The 21,522-nt window shown below is 73.8% G+C and carries 17 protein-coding genes and 1 pseudogene; all 18 read right to left on the reverse strand.

The features are described from left to right. Positions 1–38: 38 nt before the first annotated feature. On the reverse strand, positions 39–1,565 hold the full coding sequence (locus ACN260_RS18445) for an RsmB/NOP family class I SAM-dependent RNA methyltransferase (protein WP_422752292.1): 1,527 nt from the start codon (positions 1,563–1,565) through the stop codon (positions 39–41). Then, on the reverse strand, positions 1,562–2,488 hold the full coding sequence (gene fmt, locus ACN260_RS18450) for a methionyl-tRNA formyltransferase (RefSeq protein ID WP_422756747.1): 927 nt from the start codon (positions 2,486–2,488) through the stop codon (positions 1,562–1,564). The genes ACN260_RS18445 and fmt overlap by 4 nt, the downstream gene beginning before the upstream one ends. Positions 2,489–2,496: 8 nt before the next feature. Further along, positions 2,497–3,057, reverse strand: coding sequence for a peptide deformylase (gene def, locus ACN260_RS18455; RefSeq protein ID WP_422752293.1), 561 nt, complete (start codon positions 3,055–3,057; stop codon positions 2,497–2,499). Between the two features lie 110 nt (positions 3,058–3,167). Continuing rightward, positions 3,168–4,151: an AAA family ATPase gene (locus tag ACN260_RS18460; protein WP_422752294.1), complete on the reverse strand. Its 984-nt coding sequence runs from the start codon at positions 4,149–4,151 to the stop codon at positions 3,168–3,170. A 191-nt stretch (positions 4,152–4,342) separates the two neighbouring features. Beyond that, positions 4,343–6,409, reverse strand: a complete 2,067-nt coding sequence (locus ACN260_RS18465; RefSeq protein ID WP_422756748.1) for a primosomal protein N' — start codon at positions 6,407–6,409, stop codon at positions 4,343–4,345. After that, positions 6,406–7,599, reverse strand: a complete 1,194-nt coding sequence (gene metK, locus ACN260_RS18470) for a methionine adenosyltransferase (RefSeq protein ID WP_422752295.1) — start codon at positions 7,597–7,599, stop codon at positions 6,406–6,408. Before metK ends, ACN260_RS18465 begins: the two co-directional genes overlap by 4 nt. 89 nt (positions 7,600–7,688) lie before the next feature. After that, a complete protein-coding gene (gene coaBC, locus ACN260_RS18475; RefSeq protein WP_422756749.1) occupies positions 7,689–8,897 on the reverse strand; it encodes a bifunctional phosphopantothenoylcysteine decarboxylase/phosphopantothenate--cysteine ligase CoaBC in 1,209 nt (402 codons plus the stop codon). A gap of 14 nt (positions 8,898–8,911) precedes the next feature. Further along, positions 8,912–9,175 (reverse strand): DNA-directed RNA polymerase subunit omega, encoded by a 264-nt coding sequence (gene rpoZ, locus ACN260_RS18480; protein ID WP_007075826.1) that lies wholly within the window; start codon positions 9,173–9,175, stop codon positions 8,912–8,914. 61 nt (positions 9,176–9,236) lie between these two features. After that, positions 9,237–9,768, reverse strand: a pseudogene (locus tag ACN260_RS18485) (guanylate kinase); the annotation flags it as partial. Between the two features lie 25 nt (positions 9,769–9,793). Then, positions 9,794–10,111, reverse strand: a complete 318-nt coding sequence (mihF, locus tag ACN260_RS18490; protein ID WP_067309448.1) for an integration host factor, actinobacterial type — start codon at positions 10,109–10,111, stop codon at positions 9,794–9,796. Positions 10,112–10,285: 174 nt separating this feature from the next. Further along, positions 10,286–11,125: an orotidine-5'-phosphate decarboxylase gene (gene pyrF / locus ACN260_RS18495; protein WP_422752296.1), complete on the reverse strand. Its 840-nt coding sequence runs from the start codon at positions 11,123–11,125 to the stop codon at positions 10,286–10,288. An 89-nt stretch (positions 11,126–11,214) separates the two neighbouring features. After that, positions 11,215–12,489, reverse strand: coding sequence for an adenosylmethionine--8-amino-7-oxononanoate transaminase (locus ACN260_RS18500; protein WP_422752297.1), 1,275 nt, complete (start codon positions 12,487–12,489; stop codon positions 11,215–11,217). A gap of 82 nt (positions 12,490–12,571) precedes the next feature. Continuing rightward, on the reverse strand, positions 12,572–13,621 hold the full coding sequence (locus ACN260_RS18505) for a quinone-dependent dihydroorotate dehydrogenase (RefSeq protein ID WP_422752298.1): 1,050 nt from the start codon (positions 13,619–13,621) through the stop codon (positions 12,572–12,574). A 64-nt stretch (positions 13,622–13,685) separates the two neighbouring features. Then, complete coding sequence (gene carB, locus ACN260_RS18510) at positions 13,686–17,081, reverse strand: carbamoyl-phosphate synthase large subunit (RefSeq protein ID WP_422752299.1); 3,396 nt, start codon at positions 17,079–17,081, stop codon at positions 13,686–13,688. Then, the gene (gene carA / locus ACN260_RS18515) at positions 17,074–18,273 is read right to left on the reverse strand and encodes a glutamine-hydrolyzing carbamoyl-phosphate synthase small subunit (protein ID WP_245854753.1); all 1,200 of its coding nucleotides are present in this window, start codon (positions 18,271–18,273) and stop codon (positions 17,074–17,076) included. Before carA ends, carB begins: the two co-directional genes overlap by 8 nt. A 121-nt stretch (positions 18,274–18,394) precedes the next feature. Then, a complete protein-coding gene (locus ACN260_RS18520; RefSeq protein ID WP_422752300.1) occupies positions 18,395–19,726 on the reverse strand; it encodes a dihydroorotase in 1,332 nt (443 codons plus the stop codon). Then, complete coding sequence (locus ACN260_RS18525; RefSeq protein ID WP_422752301.1) at positions 19,723–20,691, reverse strand: aspartate carbamoyltransferase catalytic subunit; 969 nt, start codon at positions 20,689–20,691, stop codon at positions 19,723–19,725. The genes ACN260_RS18520 and ACN260_RS18525 overlap by 4 nt, the downstream gene beginning before the upstream one ends. 49 nt (positions 20,692–20,740) lie before the next feature. Continuing rightward, entirely contained in the window at positions 20,741–21,322 is a 582-nt protein-coding gene (gene pyrR / locus ACN260_RS18530; protein ID WP_422752302.1) for a bifunctional pyr operon transcriptional regulator/uracil phosphoribosyltransferase PyrR, read from the reverse strand. Positions 21,323–21,522: the final 200 nt, after the last annotated feature.

Genomic DNA, 21,522 nt, shown 5'->3' on the forward strand with positions numbered 1-21,522 from the left:
AGCCGGGCGGGGCGGCGACGGGAGCAGGGCGGGGCGGGTCAGGTGCGGCGGAGCAGGGCCAGGAACATGGCGTCGGTGCCGTGGCGGTGCGGCCAGAGTTGGACGGTGGGGCCGTCGCCCAGGCCGGGCATGCCCGGCGGCAGGACCGTCCGGGCGTCGACGAAGTCCGCCGGCACCCCCGCGCGCCGGGCCGCCTCGGTGACCGTCACGTGCGTCTCCACGGTGTGCGGGGAACAGGTGACGTAGCCGACCAGACCGCCCGGACGGGCCGCCCGCAGCGCGGCGGAGAGCAGTTCCCGCTGCAACCGGGTCAACGGCGGCAGGTCCGACGGCTGCCGCCGCCAGCGCGACTCGGGCCGGCGGCGCAGCGACCCCAGCCCGGTGCACGGGGCGTCGACGAGCACCCGGTCGAAGTGCCCCTCCGGCAGCTTCGGATCGGCCCCGACCGTGCGCCCGTCGGTGTGCAGCACGTTCACCGGCAGACCCCGGGTGGCCTGCTCGACCAGCCGGGCCCGGTGCTCCGAGACCTCCACCGCGGTCAGCCGGGCACCCCGCTGCGCGGCGAGCGCGCCGAGCAGGCCGGCCTTGCCACCGGGGCCCGCGCACAGGTCCAGCCAGCGGCCGTCGTGACCCTCCAACGGGGCCGTGGCCAGCGCGTTCGCCACCAGCTGGGAACCCTCGTCCTGCACGTGCGCCCGGCCGTCGGCCAGCGCCGGCAGGTCACCGGGCGCGCCACCGGGCAGGTAGACCGCGTACGGCGAGAACGCGCCCGGCGCGCCGCCGACCTCGTCGGCCAGTTCGGCCGGATCGAGGAGGCCCGGACGGGCGCACAGGTGCACCGGCGGGCGTTCGTTGTCCTCGATCAGCAGCCGGGTCACCTCGCCCAGGTCACCGCCGAGGGCGTCGGCGAAGGCCCGCACGATCCACTGCGGGTGGCTGTAGGTGACGGCCAGGTGGCCGATCGGGTCGGCGGCCATCGTCGGGGCGAGCTTGGCCGTCCACGCGTCGACGTCCTGGCCGGCCACCTCGCGCAGCACCGCGTTGGCGAAGCCGGTGGCCCCCTCCCCCACCGTGCGGACCAGGTCGACAGTGGAGGACACGGCGGCGTGCGCCGGGACCCGGGTGTGCAGCAGCTGGTAGGCGCCGAGCCGCAACGCGTCGCGCACCGGCGGGTCGATCCGTGCGACGTCCCGACCGGCGGCGGCGGTGAGGATCGTGTCGAGGGTGCCGAGCTGCCGCAGGGTGCCGTAGGTCAGCTCGGTGGCGAAGGCGGCGTCCCGCCCGGCCAGCCCCTGCTCGCGCAGGATCGCCGGCAACACCAGATTGGCGTACGCGTCGTCGCGGTGCACCGCCGCGACCGCCTGGTAGGCGGCGTACCGGGGCAGGTCGACGGCCGGACGGGCCGGTCGGCCGGGTCGCCCGCCGCGCCGGTCGGCTCCGGCCCGGTCGCCCCACCCGCCGGTGCGGGCGGGGCGGTCGCCCCGGGTGCCGCCGGAGGGCCGCCGGTCGTCGCCGCGCCGGTCGCTGTCGGCCGGACGGTCGGGGCGTGCGGTCGGCCCGGTCACGCGAGTTCCTCCCCGACGGCGACCCGGACGCCACGCGCCCAGTCGGTGGCCGGCATGGCCTTCTTGCCCGCCGCGCGCACCTCACCGAGCTGCACCGGCACGGTCGCCGTGCCGGCCAGCACGCGGGACTTCTCCACCAGCAGTTCTCCAGGTTTCAGGGTGGGGCCGTTGCCGACCGGGGTGACCGGGCCGAGCTTGACCCGGTCGCCACGGAAGGTCGTCCACGGGCCCGGGGCGGGGGTGCAGGCGCGCACCCGCCGGTCGACCGCGAACGCGGGGTCGCCCCACCGCACCCGGGCGTCGTCCACTGTCAGTTTCGGGGCCAGCGAGACCCCGTCGGCGGGCTGCGGTTCGGCCCGGGCGGTGCCCGCCGCGATCGCGTCCAGGACGGCGACCAACAGCCCGGCCCCGGAGTGGGCGAGCCGTTCCAGCAGGTCACCGGAGGTGTCGGTGGGGCGGATCTCGTCGGTGAGCGTGCCGTAGACCGGGCCGGTGTCCAGCCCCTGCTCCAGCTGGAAGACGCTGGCCCCGGTCAGCTCGTCGCCGTGCAGCACCGCGTGCTGCACGGGTGCCGCGCCCCGCCAGGCGGGCAGCAGCGAGAAGTGCAGGTTGACCCAGCCGTGCCGGGGGATCTCCAGCGCCGCCGGGGGCACCAGCGCGCCGTAGGCGACCACCGGCACGCAGTCGGGGGCCAGCGTGCGGAGCCGGTCGAGGAACTCCGGCTCCCGGGGGCGGGCCGGGGTGAGCACCTCGACGCCGTGCTCGTCGGCCCAGAGGCCGACCGGGGACCGCGACACGCCCCGGCCCCGACCGGCGGGCGCGTCGGGGCGGGTCACCACGGCCACCACCTCGTGCCCGGAGGCGTGCACGGCGGCCAGGGCGGGGACGGCGACGGCCGGCGTACCGGCGAAGAGCAGACGCATTCCGGCGGTCACCGGCCCAGGCCGAAGGGGTTACCGGCGGCGTGCGGGCTGAGCTTGACCGTCGGCGGGGCGGCCTCGTCGTACCAGTCGGCCTGGCGGATCGCCTTCATCGCCTCCTTGCGCCCGGCCGGGTCCAGCCGGTCGAGGAAGAGCACCCCGTCGAGGTGGTCGGTCTCGTGCTGGACGCAGCGGGCCATCAGCCCGGTGCCGACGATCTGCATCGGGTCGCCGTAGCCGTTGAAGCCCTTGGCGATCACGTTCTGCCGGCGCTTGGTGTCGAAGTAGAGCCCGGGGATGGACAGACAGCCCTCCGGGCCGTCCTGCTCCTCGGCGTCGGGGAACTCCAGCACCGGGTTGACCAGGTGGCCGAGCACGTCGTCCACCTCGAAGGTGAACACCCGCAGGCCCACGCCGATCTGGGGGGCCGCCAGCCCGGCACCGCTGCGGTCACGCATCGTTTCGGTGAGGTCGGCGATGAGCCTACGCAGCTCGACGTCGAAGTCGACGACCGGATCGGCCGGCGTGCGCAGCACCGGGTCCCCGAACAGACGGATGGGCTGGACGGTCACGCGGGGTGGCTCCTTCGTTGGACGGCGTGGTGCCGTACCAGTCTACGGAGTGCGGCGGGGGCACCGGCCGGCGTACCGCGACGGGTGGTGATCGGGGTGGGACGGCCGGGTCAGACGCCGGCGCCCGGTTCGCCGGCCAGCACGGCGTCCCCGCCGAGCAGGGCGTGCTCGGGCAGCGGCAGCCGGGTGCCGTGGGCGGCCTCCCAGTCGTGCACGAGGCTGGGGCGCACGTGGGCGGCGAAGTAGTCGACGGCGCTCGTCTGCCCGACGACCGGCTCGTCCACCTCGGCGACGAGCTGCGCGGGCACCAGCGGGAAGCCGTTGCGCAGGGCGGCGCTGAGCCGGCGGTGCCCGTCGACGACGAAGAAGTACTCGCCGGTGAAGCCGATCCGCAGCGGGGCGAGGGCCTCGTCGCCGGCCGCCGCCAGCTCCCCGACGAGCCCGGACCCGTCGAGCCCGCGCAGGGTGGCGACGTCCTCGGTCGGGTAGACCCGGGCCGGGTCGAGCAGCAGCAGCGGCGGGGCGTCGCGCAGCACGTCGGGGGCGAGCCGGCCCTCGTACGCGTCGACGATGTGCGTGATGACCTCCTCGGCGGAGGCCCGGGTGGTGTCGCAGACCAGGTCGTAGTTGCGCAGCCGGGCCTTGTCGACGCCGTAGCGGAGGATGAACCGGTTACGCTCGCTGTCGCTGCGTTCGCGCAGTCTGGCCTCGGCCTCGGCCAGCGAGGTGTAGCTCTCGGCCGGCCCGGAGGGGCGCAGCAGCACCCGGCGGGCCGCCTCGGCCGGCTCGGTGATCATGTGCACCTTGAGCGCGTCGGTGAAGAAGTGCCAGGCCAGCCGGGAGTCCATCACCAGCGACTCGCCGGAGGCGGCGATGTCCCGCTGGAGCTGGTCGACGTAGCCGTCGACGGCCTGGTCCAGCTCGGCGTGCAGGTTGAGCTGGAGCGCGGTCATCTGGCGTTCCTGGGCCATCTGCCGGTAGAGGTCACCGACGCTGACCCGGCGCAGGCCCAGCCGCTTGGCGATCTCGACGGAGACGGTGCTCTTGCCGCTGCCGAGGTCACCGTTGAAGACGATCGACTGACGAACGGTCACGACTGGCCCACCCCTGCTCACCGGCTGATTGAGATCATCGATTTGGCGTCGACCCGACGCGTTCCCGCCTTCGTCGCGCCATTCGTGCGCCCGGGCATGAGGGGCGATGCTATCACGCGTACGCCCGCCGGCCGGCGGACCCGGGGTGCGACGGCGGGCTGGCCGGGCACCCGACGGAACTGACCGACGACTCAGAACAGGGCGAGCGGGTCGACCTGGAGGCGGACCGGTTCGGCGGCCCGCCGGGCGCTGCGGACCCCGGCGGCGGTGTGCAGCGCGCCGGCCAGCGCGGCGGCCCGGGACCGGGGCACCCGGACCAGCATCCGTTCCCGGTCCTCGTCGGCGGGGACCGGGCCGAGCACCTCCGCCCCGTCCGGCAGCCGGGCCTGCGCCAGCAGGTCGGCCACCGCCTCCGCTCCCCCGGTGACGCTGGCCATCTTCACCGCCGGTGGGAAGCCCAGTTCCCGCCGCTCGGCCAGCTCCCGCGCGGCGAACCAGCCCGGGTCCCAGCGCAGCAGCGCCTGCACCGGGGCCAGCGCCCCGTCGGCGACCACCACCACCTTCCCGCCGGCCGGGGCGGGACGGGCCAGTGCCGCCGCGGACAGCCACCGCCGCAGCGCCTCCTCGCCGGCCCGCAGGTCGGCCCGGGTGAGCAGCGCCCAGGAGTCCAGCAGCAGAACCGCGCCGTACCCGCCGTCGGCCACCGGCTCGGCACCCGGGGTGGCGATGACCAGCGCCGCACCGGTCGGCACGGTAGCGAGCACCTCGTCGCGGCCCGAGGTGCGCACCGGCACCCCGGGGAACGCCCGGCCCAGCTCCTCGGCGGTCCGACGGGCCCCGGTGACGGCCGCCCGCAGCCGCCGCCCGCCGCACTGCGGACAGGCGTACGCGGCGGTGACCCGGCCGCACCAGCGGCAGGCCGGCGGGGCGTCGGCGGCGCGCAGCGCCAACGGACCCGCGCAGTGCGGGCAGCGGGCCGGGGTGCGGCATTCCGCGCAGGAGACCGAGGGCAGGTAGCCCCGGCGGGGAACCTGGACCAGCACCGGCGCGTCCGCACGCAGGGTGTCCCGGGCGGTGGTCCAGGCCAGGCTGGGCAGCCGGGCCGTCGCCGCGCCCGGGTCGCGGGCCAGTTGCGGGTCGTCCCCGGTCGGGGCGATGGCCGGGGTACGCGCCCGCAGGGTCGCCCGATCCGCCACCACCTCGCGGGCCCACCCCGTCTCCACCAGCAACTGCCCCTCGGCGGTCCGGGTCCAGCCGCCGACCAGCGCGGCGGCGTCGGCGAGCCGGGCCCGGGTGAGCAGCACCTCCCGCGCGTGCGGGTAGGGGGCCCGGGGCTCGGCGTGCAGGTCGTCCCCGTCGTCCCAGATCGCCACCAGGCCGAGCCGGTCGACGGGGGCGAACATGGCGGCCCGGGTGCCGATCACCACCGGCACGTCGCCCCGCCGGACGGCCAGGAAGGCCCGGTAGCGGCGGGCGGGACCGAGCGCGGCGGAGAGGGTCACGTGCCGTCCGGGGCCGAGCAGGGTGGTCAGCGCCGCGTCGAGCCGGTCGAGGTCCCGGGCGTCGGCGACCACCACGACCGCGCCCCGCCCACCGGAGAGGGTGGCGGCGACCGCGTCGGCGTAGCGGGCCGCCCAGTCCTCCCCGGCCAGCGCCGACCAGACCGCCCGGGGGGCCCTCCCGTCGGCGAGCGCCGTCAGGAACGCCGGGCCGGCCGGATAGTCCCGCCAGCCCCGCGGGTCGACCCCGGCCGCACCACGCCGGGCGGGGCCGTCTCCCGCGCCCGGGGCGAGATCCACGGCGGGCGGCGTCGGTCCGTCGTCGCCCGGGTCGGTGCCGGCACGGGCGGAGTCGACCTGCGCGGGGTCGGCACGGGGTTCCTTCTCGACGCGGGCGTGCCGGGGCGGGACGGCCAGCCGGAGCACGTCGGCGAGGTTGCCGGCGTACCGGTCGGCGACCGCGCGGGCCAGCCGGGCCACCTCGGGGGCCAGCACCGGCTCCGGTGAGATCACCTTCTCCAGGTAGGCCAGCCGGCCGTCGTGCGCGGAGCTGTCGACCCGCTCCAGCAGCCACCCGTCGACCAGTTGACCGGCGAACCGGACCTTGACCCGCACCCCGGGGACCGCGTCGTCGGCCAGTCCGGCGGGAACCAGGTAGTCGAAGGGACGGTCGAGGTGCGGCAGCGCGACGTCGACGCAAACCCGAGCGACCGGCGACCCGTCAGCGGGTCGCCGGTCGCTGGGCGTGGTACCGGTCAGGCGCCCGCTACCGACTTCAGGTCGGCGGCCCGGTCGGTGTTCTCCCAGGCCAGCTCCGGCAGCTCCCGGCCGAAGTGACCGTAGGCCGCGGTCTGCCGGTAGATCGGACGCAGCAGGTCGAGGTCCCGGATGATCGCGGCCGGCCGCAGGTCGAAGACCTCGCCGACGGCCCGCTCGATCCGCTCCACCGGCACGTTCTCGGTGCCGAAGGTCTCGATGAAGAGGCTGACCGGGTGGGCCTTGCCGATCGCGTACGCGACCTGCGCCTCGCAGCGCTCCGCGAGGCCGGCGGCGACTACGTTCTTGGCCACCCACCGCATCGCGTACGCCGCCGAACGGTCCACCTTGGACGGGTCCTTGCCGGAGAACGCGCCACCACCGTGCCGGGCGTACCCGCCGTAGGTGTCGACGATGATCTTCCGGCCGGTCAGGCCGGCGTCACCCATCGGGCCACCGATCTCGAACCGACCCGTCGGGTTGACCAGGAGCCGGTAGTCCTCGGTGTCCAGGCCCAGGCTCTCCAGCTCCGGGGCGATGACGTGGTCCCGCACGTCCGGGGTCAGCAGCGAGTCCAGGGAGATGTCCGCGGCGTGCTGGCTGGACACCACCACGGTGTTCAGCCGTACCGGGCGCAGCCCCTCGTACTCGATGGTGACCTGCGTCTTGCCGTCCGGCCGCAGGTACGGGATCGTGCCGTCCTTACGCACCGCCGACAACCGCTGGGCCAACCGGTGGGCCAAGGCGATCGGCAACGGCATCAGCTCGGGCGTCTCGGAGCAGGCGAAACCGAACATCATGCCCTGGTCGCCGGCACCCTGGGCGTCCAACGCGCTCTCCGACGCACCCGTGCGCAACTCGAAGGCGTTGTCGACACCCTGGGCGATGTCCGGCGACTGGGCACCGATGGAGACGCTGACGCCACAGGAAGCGCCGTCGAAACCCTTCTTCGACGAGTCGTAACCGATACCCAGGATCGTCTCGCGGACGATGGTCGGGATGTCGGCGTACGCCTTGGTGGTCACCTCGCCGGCGACGTGGACCTGACCGGTGGTGATCAGGGTCTCGACCGCCACCCGGCTGTGCGGGTCCTGGGTGAGCAGGGCGTCGAGGATCCCGTCGCTGATCTGGTCGGCGATCTTGTCCGGGTGGCCTTCCGTGACCGATTCGGACGTGAAGAGGCGGCGTGTCACGGCACTCCTAAGCTCTTTAGATAATCGTTCCGCAGCAGTCTAGTCACCCTCGCGTACCGCTCACGACCGGGCGAGCCGGCATCCACCGATCAGGAACGGGCGGGCCACCTGTCGCGTACGAGGTCCCAGACCCGGTCGGCCAGATCCTCCTTGGCCTGCTCGGGCAGGCGGTGCACGCTGCCGTCGGCACCGATGACGGTGGCCGCGTTGGTTTCGGCACCGAAGACCTTGTCGACGCCCACCTCGTTGACGACGACGAGGTCGGCGCGTTTGCGGGCGAGTTTGGCCCGGCCGTTGGCCTCGGCGTCGCCGGTCTCGGCGGCGAACACCACCAGCACCTGCTCCGGTCGACGGCGACGGCCCAGCTCGGCGGCGATGTCCGGGTTGGTGACCAGCGCGATGGTCGGCGCGCTGCCGTCGTCCGACTTCTTGATCTTGCCGGTCGCGTAGGTCGCCGGCCGGAAATCCGACGGCGCCGCCGCCATCACCACCGCGTCGGCATTGTCGGCGGCGGCCAGGGTCGCGGTGCGAAGTTCCTCGGTCGTGCCCACCCGGACCAGGTCGGCCCCGGCGGGGTCGGGCAGCGAGACGTTGGCGGCGATCAGCGTGACCCGGGCACCCCGGGCGACGGCGGCCCGGGCGAACGCGTAGCCCTGCTTGCCGGAGGACCGGTTGCCGAGGAAACGGACCGGATCGAGGGGTTCCCGGGTGCCGCCGGCGGTGACCACCAGGTGCCGGCCGGCCAGATCGGCGGGGGCGTCGACGCCCCGGGCGAGGGCCCGGCGGGCGACGGCGAAGATCTCGGCCGGGTCGGGTAGCCGGCCCTTGCCGCTGTCGGCGCCGGTGAGCCGGCCGACGGCGGGCTCGATCACCCGTACCCCCCGCGAGCGCAGGGTGGCCACGTTGGCGACGGTGGCGGGGTGCTCCCACATCTCGGTGTGCATCGCCGGGGCGAGCACCACCGGACAGCGGGCGGTGAGCAGGGTGTTGGTGAGCAGGTCGTCGGCGAGGCCGTGGGCGGCCCGGGCGAGCAGATCCGCCGTGGCCGGCGCGACGACCACCAGGTCGGCCTGCTGGCCGAGCCGCACATGGGGCACCTCGTGCACCGCGGACCAGACGTCGTCGGCGACCGGCTGGCCGGACAGCGCCGCCCAGGTCGGCGCCCCGACGAAGCGGAGCGCCGACGCGGTCGGTACGACCCGGACCCGGTGGCCCGACTCCGTGAACAGCCGCAGCAGCTCGCACGCCTTGTAGGCGGCGATGCCACCGCCGACTCCGAGCACGATCTCGGCGGACATCGGGGGTACGGGGGTTACGGCTGGTCGGTCGGCTCGGCGGTGAGCAGGCCCGCGTTGATCTCGCGCATGGCGATGGAGAGCGGCTTCTCCTGCGGGGTGGTCTCCACGAGCGGGCCGACGTACTCGAGCAGGCCCTCGCCGAGCTGGCTGTAGTAGGCGTTGACCTGACGCGCCCGCTTGGCGGCGAAGATCACCAGCGCGTACTTCGAGGTGGTCTTCTCGAGCAGCTCGTCGATCGGCGGGTTGGTGATGCCCTCGGGGTTGGCGATGGATCCCACGAAATACCTCTGCCTCTGGAGTGGCTGGTCGCTCGGCCGCTTGGCGGCGGCCGGTCGTCCGACCACGATGCTGCGGTCGGACGGGAGCCAGATTAGGACGAACCGAGCAAGCCTACCAGCTCAGCGGCGGCGCGCTCGGTGCGGTCGTGGTGGACGGCGCGCGCGGCGAGGGCCGCCAGGGCCGGGTCCGGGTGGTGTCCCGGCGGCAGCAGCAGCACCAGCCTGCTCTGCGGCAGGGCCGCGCGGACGACCAGCGCCCCGGGCGGGTCCAGCGGCAGCAGCACCGGCCGGCCCCGCGCCAGGCACCCGGCCAGCGGGGCGCGCGGCGTACCCCGCCGGTACGGCCCGGCCCGGGACCACTCCAGCAGCTCGCCCGCGGCGATCATCCGGTCGAACTCGGCCGGCTCCCGGAAGAGCCGGTCGACGCCGTCGGACTCGCCGGTGCGAGGCGCCCGGGTGGTCACCGGGACCGGCACCCACACGGCGGGAGAACGCGCCCGGACCGCCTCGACCACACCGCCCCGGCCGGCACCCGAAGGTCCGGTCAGGACGGTGAGCCGTGCCGCCGGGCACGCCTCCTCATCCGTGCTCACCGCTTGTTTGTACCTGCTGCGGCGGTCAGTTGGCGGCGAACTCTCCAAGCAGCGCCTTACGCTGCTGCTCGCCCAGGCCACGCAGGCGGCGGCTGTCGGCGATCTTGAGCTTCTCCATGATCTGGGTGGCCCGGATCTTGCCGATACCCGGCATCGCCTGCAGCACGGCCGACACCTTGAGCTTGCCGACGACGTCGTCGGACTCGGCTCGCGCAAGGACGGCGGCCAGGGTGGTCTTGCCCTGCTTGAGCTGCTCCTTCAGCTCAGCACGGGCCTTGCGGATCTCCGCGGCCTTTTCCAGCGCGGCAGCGCGCTGCTCGGGGGTCAGTGACGGGAGCGGCACCAGTTCTCCTCAGGTCCCTATCGCGACGGGCGGAACGCACCGCCGCTCTGTGAAACGTGGTGTCGCTGGCAACCAAAGGGGTCCGTGGTTCCCAGCGCGGGGAAAACTAGCGTTCGACGGAGTTTTCGGCAACGTGGACGCGCGATGATCAACGTAAAGTGACCGAGCCGTCAGTCAGTGTCCGGAAGCCAGAATGCGCCGGCAGTCGGCCGCCACCCGGGCCGCGGCGGCCCGCAACGCGTCACCGTCCGGACCCGCGTTGAGCACCTCCCGGGAGTACGACGGCAACACTGCGGACAGGCTCGAACCGAACACGGTGGGTAGATCGGCAGCCGTGGCACCCTGCGCGCCGAGGCCCGGAGCGAGCAGTGGGCCATTGACCCGGGACAGGTCGTGACCGGTGGCGCCGATGGTCGCGCCGACCACCAGCCCGAAGCTGCCCAGCGGCTCGGCACCCCTGTTGAGCTGGGAAATCTCATCGATAACAAGCTGTGCGACGGTGCGTCCGCCGGAGGTGACGGCACGCTGCACCTCCGCCCCCTCGGGGTTCGAGGTGAGCGCTAACACGAAGACCCCGCCACCGTGCGCGGCGGCCGTCTCGAACATCGGGGCCAGCGAACCTACTCCCAGGTAGGGGCTCGCCGTGAGCGCGTCGACATACACCGGGCTGGATGGATCAAGGTACGCGGAGGCGTACGCGGCGACCGTCGAACCGATGTCGCCACGCTTGGCGTCGAGAAGAACGAGCGCGCCAACATCACGCAACTGTCGGATAGTTGACTCAAGAATCGCCACTCCGCGGCTCCCGAATCGCTCGAAGAAGGCCGACTGAGGCTTGAACACCGCAACCCGGTCACCGAGCGCTTCCGCGACGGTCCGGACGAACCGCTCCAGACCGTCGACGTCGTCCTCAAGGCCCCAGCGGGCCAGCAGACCCGGATGCGGGTCGATGCCCACACAGAGCGGCCCACGCTCGGCCACCGCCCGGTGCAGACGGGTTCCGAAGGTCTCCATCCGTTGCTCCCTCTCGTCTCGTGCTCCCCTGCCGCGGGGCGACGGTCGCCGCCCCGGTTCCGGCCCCGGTGCCCAGCCGGCCCCGGTGCTCAGCCGGACGCGACGGCGGCGGCGATCCCGGCCGCGATCCGGGCCACGTCGTCGTCCCCGGTCACGTACGGCGGCATCGCGTACACCAGGTCCCGGAAGGGGCGCAGCCACACGCCCCGGTCCACCGCGGCGGCCGTCGCCGCCGCCAGATCCACCGCGTGGTCCAGCTGCACCACACCGATCGCGCCCAGCACCCGGACGTCCGCCACCCCCGGCGCGCCCCGCAGCGGCTCCAGACCGGCCCGTAGCCCCGCACCCACCCGCGCCACCTCGGCCGCCCAGTCGCCGGCCCGCAGCAGCCCCAGGGAGGCGTTGGCGACGGCACAGGCCAACGGGTTGCCCATGAACGTCGGCCCGTGGGCCAGCACCCCGTCGGCGGAGATGCCCCGGGCCACCTCCGGCGTGCACAACGCCGCCGCCAGGGTGAGGTAGCCGCCGGTGAGCGCCTTGCCCACGCAGAGCACGTCCGGGGTCACCCCGGCGTGCCCGGCGGCGAACATCGACCCGGTCCGGCCGAACCCGGTGGCGATCTCGTCGAAGATCAGCAGCACCCCGTGCGCGCGGGTCACCTCGCGCAGCACCCGCAGGTACCCGGGATGGTGGAACCGCATCCCGCCGGCACCCTGCACCACCGGCTCGACGATCACCGCCGCCAACTCGTCGGCGTGCCGGGCGACCGCGTCGGTCAACGCCGTCACGTACGCCGGGTCGGGCGGGTCGGTGAAGCCGCCGGGCGGCACCGGCGCGAAGACCTGCCGGGGCAGCACGTCACCCCAGAGATGGTGCATGCCGCCCTCCGGGTCGCAGACGCTCATCGGGTGGAAGGTGTCGCCGTGGTAACCGCCCCGCCAGGTGCCCAGCCGACGACGCCGCGGGCGACCGGTGGCCCGCTGGTACTGCAGGCACATCTTGATCGCCACCTCGACCGACACCGAACCCGAGTCGGCCAGGAAGACGTGTTCCAGGCCGTCCGGAGCCAACTCGACGAGCGTCTCGGCCAACCGGACCGCCGGTTCGTGGGTGAGCCCGCCGAACATCACGTGACTCATCCGGCCGAGCTGGTCGGTGACCGCAGCGTCCAGCACCGGATGCCGGTACCCGTGGATCGCCGCCCACCACGACGACATCCCGTCGACCAGTTCCCGGCCGTCGGCCAACCGCAGCCGGACGCCCTGCGCGCTGTGCACCACGTACGGCGGGTGGGCCGGCGGCAGCGCCGCGTACGGGTGCCAGACGCGGGCCCGGTCGACGGTCAGGATCTCCTCGGGCGTCACGCGTGCTCCTCCGTACCCTCGTCGGTGGTGGCGTCGGGGCGGACGGGCGGGCACGGCCGGAACCCCGGACGTGCCCGCCGGCTCACCGGCCGCTCACCGCCCGGTCGACCGGAACCCCGGTCCCGGACGGCACCCGGGCGGCGGCCCGCACCAGGGCCGGACCCCGGTAGATGAACCCGGTGTAGAGCTGGACCAGGCTGGCCCCCGCGTCGAACATCCGGGCCGCGTCGTCCGGGTCGAGGATGCCGCCGACCCCGATCACCGGGAGCCGGCCGGCGGTCTCCCGGTGTACGAACGCGACCATCTCCCGGGCCCGCCCGGTCAGCGGACGACCGGACAGGCCACCGGCCTGCGCGCCACGCTCCCGGTCGGCGGGGGCGAGCCCGTCGCGGGCCAGCGTGGTGTTGGTGGCGATCACGCCGGCCGCGCCCCGGGCCAGGCACACCTCCAGCAGCTCCGCCACGGCCGGCTCGGTGAGGTCCGGGGCGATCTTCACCAGCACCGGCTTCTCCCCCACCAGGGCGGCCAGCAGGGCGTCCAGGTGCGCCCTGTCCTGCAACGAACGCAGCCCCGGGGTGTTCGGCGAGGAGACGTTGACCGCGAAGTAGTCGCCGTACGCGCGCAACGCCCGGTACGAGGTGAGGTAGTCCTCGACCGCGTCCTCCAGCGGGGTCACCTTGGACTTGCCCAGCGAGATGCCCAGCGGCGCCCCCAGCGGGCGGGGCGCGGCGGCCAGCCGGTCGGCCAGGGCCTGCGCCCCGGCGTTGTTGAAGCCCATCCGGTTGATCACCGCCGCGCTGTCGGGCAACCGGAACAGCCGGGGCCGGGGGTTGCCCGGCTGGGCGTGCGCGGTGACCGTGCCCACCTCGACGAAACCGAACCCCAGCGCCGGCCAGGCCGGCAGGGCCACCCCGTTCTTGTCCATCCCCGCCGCCAGGCCCACCGGGTTGGGGAACTCCACCCCGAACACCGTCCGGGGGGCCCGGTGCAGGTTGCGGGCCCGCAGCAGCGCCAGCGCCGCCGGCCGCCGGGACAGGGTCGCCAACCGGCGCAGCGTCCACTCGTGCGCCGCCTCCGCGTCGCCGCCGCCGATCCGGAACAGCGCCCGCCGTACACCCCGCTCGAACATCATGTTCCCTCCCGGCCGACGCCCTCGAGCGGGGGGTGCGGGGTGAGCGGGGGGTGGGGGTCGGGGGTCACTGGGCAGCCCGCAGGGCGGCGTGGAGCTCCTGGAGGGGGCGCACCCGCATGTCGCCCCGGATGCGGGCCTCGATGCCCATCACCGCCGCCGCCACCCCCGGCACGGTGGTGATGCACGGGATGTCGGCCGTGACGGCGGCGCTGCGGATCTCGTAGCCGTCCGAGCGGGCGCTCGCGCCCGACCCCTGCGGGGTGTTCACCACCAGGGCCACGTCACCGGCGAGGATCATCGACACCGCGTCCGCGCCCTCGCCGCTCTGGTAGTGCTTGCGGATCTGCTCACAGGCGATGCCGTGCCGGCGCAGCAGCTCGGCGGTACCCGTGGTGGCGACGATCTCGAAGCCCAGGTCGGCCAGCCGCTTGATCGGGAAGATCATGGCCCGCTTGTCCCGGTTGGCCACCGAGACGAAGATCCTCCCGGTGGTCGGCAGCGAGCCGTACGCGGCGGACTGGCTCTTGGCGAACGCGTGCCCGAAGCTGGTGTCGATGCCCATCACCTCGCCGGTGGACTTCATCTCCGGACCGAGCAGCGAGTCGACACCCTTGCCGGCCGGGGTACGGAACCGCTTGAACGGCAGCACCGCCTCCTTCACCGCGATCGGGGCGTCCGGCGGCGGCTCACCGCCGTCGCCGGTCGTCGGAAGCAGCCCCTCGGCGCGCAGCTCGGCGATGGTCGCGCCGAGCGCGATCCGGGCCGCAGCCTTGGCCAGCGGCACGGCGGTGGCCTTCGAGACGAACGGGACCGTCCGGGACGCCCGCGGGTTGGCCTCCAGCACGTAGAGCATGTCGTCCTTGAGGGCGTACTGGACGTTGAGCAGCCCACGCACCCCCACGCCCCGGGCGATCGCCTCGGTGTAGCGGCGCACCTCGCTCAGGTGCGAGCCGGCCAGCGTGATCGGCGGCAACGCGCACGACGAGTCGCCGGAGTGGATGCCGGCCTCCTCGATGTGCTCCATCACCCCACCGAGGTAGACCTCACCGTCGGCGTCGCAGAGCGCGTCGACGTCGATCTCGATGGCGTCGTCGAGGAACCGGTCGACCAGCACCGGGTGGTCCGGGGAGATGTCGGTGGCCCGCCCGATGTAGTCGCGCAGCGTCGCGTCGTCGTAGACGATCTCCATGCCCCGCCCGCCGAGCACGTACGACGGGCGGACCAGCACCGGGTAGCCGATCTCGTCGGCGATCGCCTTCGCCTCGTCGTACGAGGTGGCCGTGCCGTGCGCCGGGGCACGCAGGCCGGCGCGGGCCAGCAGCGCCCCGAACGCGCCGCGCTCCTCGGCCAGGTGGATCGACTCCGGGGAGGTGCCGACGATCGGCACACCGGCGTCCTTGAGCCGCTGCGCCAGCCCCAGCGGGGTCTGCCCGCCGAGCTGCACGATCACCCCGACCACGCCGGGGCCGCCGGCCGCCCGGCCGGACGAGTCCTCGGCGTGCCAGACCTCCAGCACGTCCTCGAAGGTCAGCGGCTCGAAGTAGAGCCGGTCGGCGGTGTCGTAGTCGGTGGAGACGGTCTCCGGGTTGCAGTTGACCATCACGGTCTCGTAGCCGACGGCACCGGCCGCGTCCGCCGCGACGGCGCCCGCCGTGCCGCGCGGGGCGGCCCGCAACGCCTGGACGGCGTGCACGCAGGAGTAGTCGAACTCGATGCCCTGGCCGATCCGGTTCGGTCCGGAACCCAGGATCAGCACCTTGGGCCGGTCCGACGCGGCGACCTCGGTCTCCTCGTCGTACGTCGAGTAGTGGTACGGGGTGGTCGCCGCGAACTCGGCGGCGCAGGTGTCCACCGTCTTGTAGACCGGGCGGACGTCGAGCCGGTGCCGCAGGGTGCGTACCCCGTCCTCGGCGGCCAGCTCCGGGCGCAGCGCGGCGAGCTGCCGGTCGGACAGCCCGGCCCGCTTGGCCCGGCGCAGCAGCCCGGCGTCGAGCACCGGGGCGGCGACGATCTCGGCCCGCAGCTCGACCAGACCGGCGATCTGGTCCAGGAACCACGGGTCGATCCCGCCGGAGGCCGCCGACACCTCGGCGACCGACGCGCCCAGCCGCAGCGCCCGCTCGACGGTGTAGAGCCGGCCGTCGTGCGGCATCCCCAGCGCGGCGAGGGTGTTCTCCCTCGTCGCGTCCTGCGGGTCCGGCCGGGTCCAGAACCCCGCCGCCGACGTCTCCATCGACCGCATCGCCTTGTTCAGCGCCTCGGTGAAGTTGCGGCCCAGGCTCATCGCCTCACCCACCGACTTCATCGTGGTGGTCAGCTCCGGGTCCGCGCCGGGGAACTTCTCGAACGCGAACCGGGGGATCTTCACCACCACGTAGTCCAGCGTCGGCTCGAACGCGGCCGGCGTCTTGAGCGTGATGTCGTTGGGGATCTCGTCGAGGGTGTAGCCGATGGCCAGCTTCGCGGCGATCTTGGCGATCGGGAAGCCGGTGGCCTTCGACGCCAGCGCCGACGACCGGGACACCCGGGGGTTCATCTCGATCACCACGATCCGGCCGTCGGCCGGGTTCACCGCGAACTGGATGTTGCAGCCACCGGTGTCCACCCCGACCTCACGCAGCACCGCGATGCCCAGGTCACGCAGGTTCTGGTACTCCCGGTCGGTGAGCGTCATCGCCGGGGCGACGGTGACGCTGTCGCCGGTGTGCACACCCATCGGGTCGACGTTCTCGATCGAACAGACCACCACCACGTTGTCGTGCCGGTCGCGCATCAGTTCGAGTTCGTACTCCTTCCAGCCGAGCACGCTCTCCTCGATGAGCACCTCGTGCACCGGGCTGGCGGCCAGGCCGGCCCCGGCGATGCGGTCCAGGTCCTCGTCGGTGTGCGCCATGCCCGACCCCAGGCCACCCATGGTGAACGACGGCCGGATCACCACCGGCAGGCCCAGCTCGGCGACGGTCTCGCGGACCTCGTCCATCGAGTGGCAGACCCGCGAGCGGGGCACCAGCGAGGCCGGGTCGGACAGCCCCAGCCGGACGCCGGCCTTGGCGACGATCTCCTTGAACAGCTGGCGGTCCTCACCCCGGTTGATCGCCTCGATGTTCGCACCGATCAGCTCGACGCCGTACTTGTCGAGCACACCGGCGGCGTGCAGGGCGACCGCCGTGTTCAACGCGGTCTGCCCGCCCAGGGTGGGCAGCAGCGCGTCCGGCCGCTCCTTGGCGATGACCAGCTCGACGAACTCCGGGGTGATCGGCTCGACGTAGGTGGCGTCGGCGAACTCCGGGTCGGTCATGATGGTCGCCGGGTTGGAGTTGACCAGGCTGACCCGGATCCCCTCGCTGCGCAGCACCCGGCAGGCCTGGGTGCCCGAGTAGTCGAACTCGCAGGCCTGCCCGATCACGATCGGCCCGGAGCCGATCACCAGGATGTGCTTGAGATCGTCGCGCTTAGGCATTCGTGCGCCCCTCGCTGTGGTTCCGGCCCGCGCCGGGCTGCCCGTCCGGGCCACGGCCCTCGATCAGCTCGGCGAAACGGTCGAAGAGGTAGTCGGCGTCGTGCGGGCCGGCTGCCGCCTCCGGGTGGTACTGGACGGTGAAGGCGGGCACGTCCACGGCCCGCAGCCCCTCGACGACGTTGTCGTTGAGGCAGACGTGCGACACCCGCACGCCACCGAACTCGGTGTCGATGACCTGGTCGGGGACGACCGCGCCGGCCGGCCCGTCGCCGTGGCCCGGCCAGGCCACCGCGAAACCGTGGTTGTGGCTGGTCACCTCGACCTTGCCGGTGGCCCGGTCGAGCACCGGCTGGTTGATGCCCCGGTGGCCGTAGCCGAGCTTGTAGGTGCCGAAGCCCAGCGCCCGGCCGAGGATCTGGCTGCCGAAGCAGATGCCGAACAGCGGAATCCGCCGGCTCAGCACCTCCCGGGCCAGCGCCACCGGCCCGTCGGCGGTGGCCGGGTCACCCGGGCCGGGCGAGAAGAAGACCGCGTCCGCGCCGGTGGCCAGCAGGTCGTCGATGGTGGACCCGGCGGGCAGCACGTGGGTGGTGACCCCCCGGGCGGCCAGCCGGCGCGGCACGTTGCGCTTGATGCCCAGGTCCAGCGCCGCGACGGTGTACCGGTGCTCACCCTCCGCCTCGACCACGTACGGGGCGGCGGTGCTCACCTCGGCGGACAGGTCCGCGCCGACCATCTGCGGGGACTGCCGGACCCGCTCCAGCAGGGCGCGCGGATCGTCCTCGACGCTGGAGATGCCGACCCGCATCGCGCCACGCTCACGCAGGTGCCGGGTGAGTGCCCGGGTGTCCACCCCGGCGATGCCCACCACGCCCTCCACGCCGAGCCGGTCCTCCAGCCCGCCGGTGGCCCGCCAGTTGGAGCCGATCCGGGCCGGGTCACGGACCACGTACCCGGCGACCCAGATCCGGTCGGACTCGTCGTCCTCGGTGTTCACCCCGGTGTTGCCGATGTGCGGGGCGGTCTGCACCACCACCTGCCGGTGGTAGGACGGATCGGTCAGGGTCTCCTGGTAGCCGGTCATGCCCGTGTTGAAGACCGCCTCGCCGAAGGTCTCCCCGACACTGCCGTACGACTCACCGTGGAAGGTGCGCCCGTCCTCCAGCACGAGGATCGCGGACCTACGTTTCACCATGCTGCACCTCCTCCGATCCGGACTGCGGGACTCCGCTCCGCTACGTTCCTCGCTCGGATCACGCGCCCTCCTCCGATCCGGACTGCGGGACTCCGCTCCGCTACGTTCCTCGCTCGGATCACTTGACAGCCTTTCCGTCCAGGACCGTCGGCTCGCCGCGCAGGAAGGTCGCCACGATGCGACCCGGCAGCGTCATGCGGGCGTACGGGGTGTTGCGACTGCGGCTGGCCAGCTCCGCGGGCTCGACCACCCGGCGGGCGGCCGGGTCGACCAGGGTGAGGTTCGCCGGCACCCCGGGCGCCGGGTCGAGCCCGTGGTCGTCGAGGCCGGCGATCCGGGCCGGGGTCCGCGACATCCGGTCGGCGATCAGGTCCCACCGGGGGCCGAGCACGTCGAGGGCGATGGACAGCGCCGTCTCCAGGCCGAGCATGCCCGGCCGGGCGTACGCCCACTCGCACTCCTTGTCCTCCACGGCGTGCGGGGCGTGGTCGGTGGCGACGACGTCGATGACGCCCTCGGCGAGCGCGGCGCGCAGCGCGGCGACATCGGTGCCGGTGCGCAGCGGCGGGTTGACCTTGAACACCGGGTCGTAGCTGGCCGTCGGGCTCCAGTCGGCCCCGAGCGCGGGGCTGGCCAACGCGCCACGCCCGGCCACCACCTCGTCGGTGAGCAGCAGGTGGTGCGGGGTGACCTCGGCGGTGACCCGTACCCCGCGCGCCTTGGCCTGGCGCAGCACCTCGACGCTGCCGGCGGTGGAGACGTGGCAGACGTGCAGCCGGCTGCCGACGTGCTCGGCGAGCAGCACGTCCCGGGCGATGATCGCCTCCTCGGCGACGGCCGGCCAGCCGGTCAGCCCGAGCCGGGTGGAGACCTCACCCTCGTGCATCTGCGCGCCCTCGGTGAGCCGGGGCTCCTCGGCGTGCTGGGCGATGATCCCGTCGAACGCCTTGACGTACTCCAGGGCCCGGCGCATCAGCTTCGGGTCGGCGACGCAGTGCCCGTCGTCGGAGAAGATCCGCACCCGGGCCGGCGAGTCGGCCATCGCGCCCAGTTCGGCCAGCCGCTCGCCGGCCAGGCCGACGGTGACCGCGCCGATCGGCTGCACGTCGACCAGCCCGGCCTGCCGGCCGAGCCGCCACACCTGCTCGACCACGCCCGCGGTGTCGGCGACCGGCGAGGTGTTCGCCATCGCGCAGACCGCGGTGTAGCCGCCGAGCGCCGCCGCCCGGGAGCCGGACTCCACGGTCTCGGCGTCCTCCCGGCCGGGTTCACGCAGGTGGGTGTGCAGGTCGACCAGGCCGGGCAGGGCGACCAGGCCGGTGCCGTCGACGACGGCGGCGTCCGGCGCGTCCAGCCCGGAGCCGGTCTCGGCCACGACGCCGTCGCGGATCAGCAGGTCGGTCGGCGCGCCGCCGACGACGCTCACGTTCTTGATCAGGTACGCGGTCACCGGTTGTTCCCTCCGAGCAGCAGGTAGAGCACGGCCATCCGCACGGAGACCCCGTTGGCGACCTGTTCGACGATGGTGGAGCGGGGCGAGTCGGCGACCTCGGGAGTGATCTCCATCCCCCGGTTCATCGGCCCGGGGTGCATGACGATCGCGTGCTCGGGCAGCCGGCGCAGGCGCGGGCCGTCCAGCCCGTAGCGGCGGGCGTACTCGCGGGCCGAGGGGAAGTAGGAGTCGTTCATCCGTTCCCGCTGCACCCGCAGCATCATCACCACGTCCACCCCGGGCAGCACCGCGTCGAGGTCGTAGCAGACGTCGGTGCCGGGGTGGGGCGCGGCCGGGTGGGTGTCGGTCACCGGCGGTGCGACGCCCGCGCGGGCGGCCCAGTCGACCGGGATCAGCGTCGGCGGGCCGACCAGGGTGACCTTGGCGCCGAGGGTGCTCAGCAGCAGCACGTTGGAGCGGGCCACCCGGGAGTGCAGCACGTCGCCGACGATCGCCACGTGCAGGCCGGCGAGCCGGCCCAGCCGGGCCCGCATGGTGTACGCGTCGAGCAGCGCCTGGGTCGGGTGCTCGTGGGTGCCGTCACCGGCGTTGACCACCGAGCCGTCCACCCAGTTGGCCAGCCGGTGCGGGGCACCGGAGGCGGGGTGCCGGACGACCACCGCGTCGGCCCCCATCGCCTGGAGGGTCAGCGCGGTGTCCTTGAGGCTCTCGCCCTTGGTGACGCTGGAACCCTTGGCGGAAAAGTTGATCACGTCGGCGCTGAGCCGCTTGGCGGCGGCCTCGAACGAGATCCGGGTCCGGGTGGAGTCCTCGTAGAAGAGGTTCACCACCGTCCGACCGCGCAGCGCCGGCAGCTTCTTGACCTCCCGGCCGGCGACGGTGGCCATCTCGGCGGCGGTGTCGAGGATCTCGGTGGCGGTGCCGGCGTCCAGGTCGCCCCCGGAGAGCAGGTGTCTGATCATGAGCGGGGCCGCCTCTCGTTCGGGCCTGCCGGGTGGCGTCGGGTCGGGTTCACCGGGTCCCCCCGCAGAGCCGGACCTCGTCGGCGCCGTCGGTCTCGACGAGGGTGACCTTGACGCTCTCGGCGAGCGCGGTCGGGATGTTCTTGCCGACGTAGTCGGCGCGGATCGGCAGTTCCCGGTGCCCCCGGTCGACCAGGACGGCGAGCTGCACCGAGGCGGGCCGGCCGACGTCGTTGAGGGCGTCGAGCGCGGCCCGGACGGTACGGCCGGAGAAGAGCACGTCGTCGACGAGGACCACCCGCTTGCCGTCGATGCCGCCGGGGGGCAGCTGGGTCGGACCGACCGCGCGGGTGGCGTGCCGGCGCAGGTCGTCGCGGTAGAGGGTGATGTCGAGCACCCCGACCGGGACGTCGACGTCCTCGAAGGTGCTGATCCGGGCGGCGAGCCGCCGGGCCAGCGGGGCGCCCCGGGTGGGGATGCCCAGCAGCACGGTGTCGGCGGCGCCCTGGGTCTTCTCCAGGATCTGGTGGGCGATCCGGTCGACGACGCGCTGGACGTCGGCGCTGGCGAGGATCACCTTCACCGAGGGTTGCCGCTCAGGCGACGGGTGGGCAACCGGTGGGCAGGCCACGGCGGACCTCCTTCCCCGCCTCACGGGACGGGTCGTTAAAGGATGTCGGGGGTGTCCGGTCGGGTCACGGGGGCCCGACCGGGGTTGGCGGCCACGTTACCAGCGGTCACCTGGCCGTTCGCCGCGACCCACTGATCCCCGGATCAGGACGGTGAAATGCGGACAACTCACCCGCTATCTCCGATGGGAATGTCACGAGC

It is taken from the genome of Micromonospora sp. WMMD708, from assembly GCF_049315245.1.
GTDB lineage: Bacteria > Actinomycetota > Actinomycetes > Mycobacteriales > Micromonosporaceae > Micromonospora > Micromonospora wenchangensis.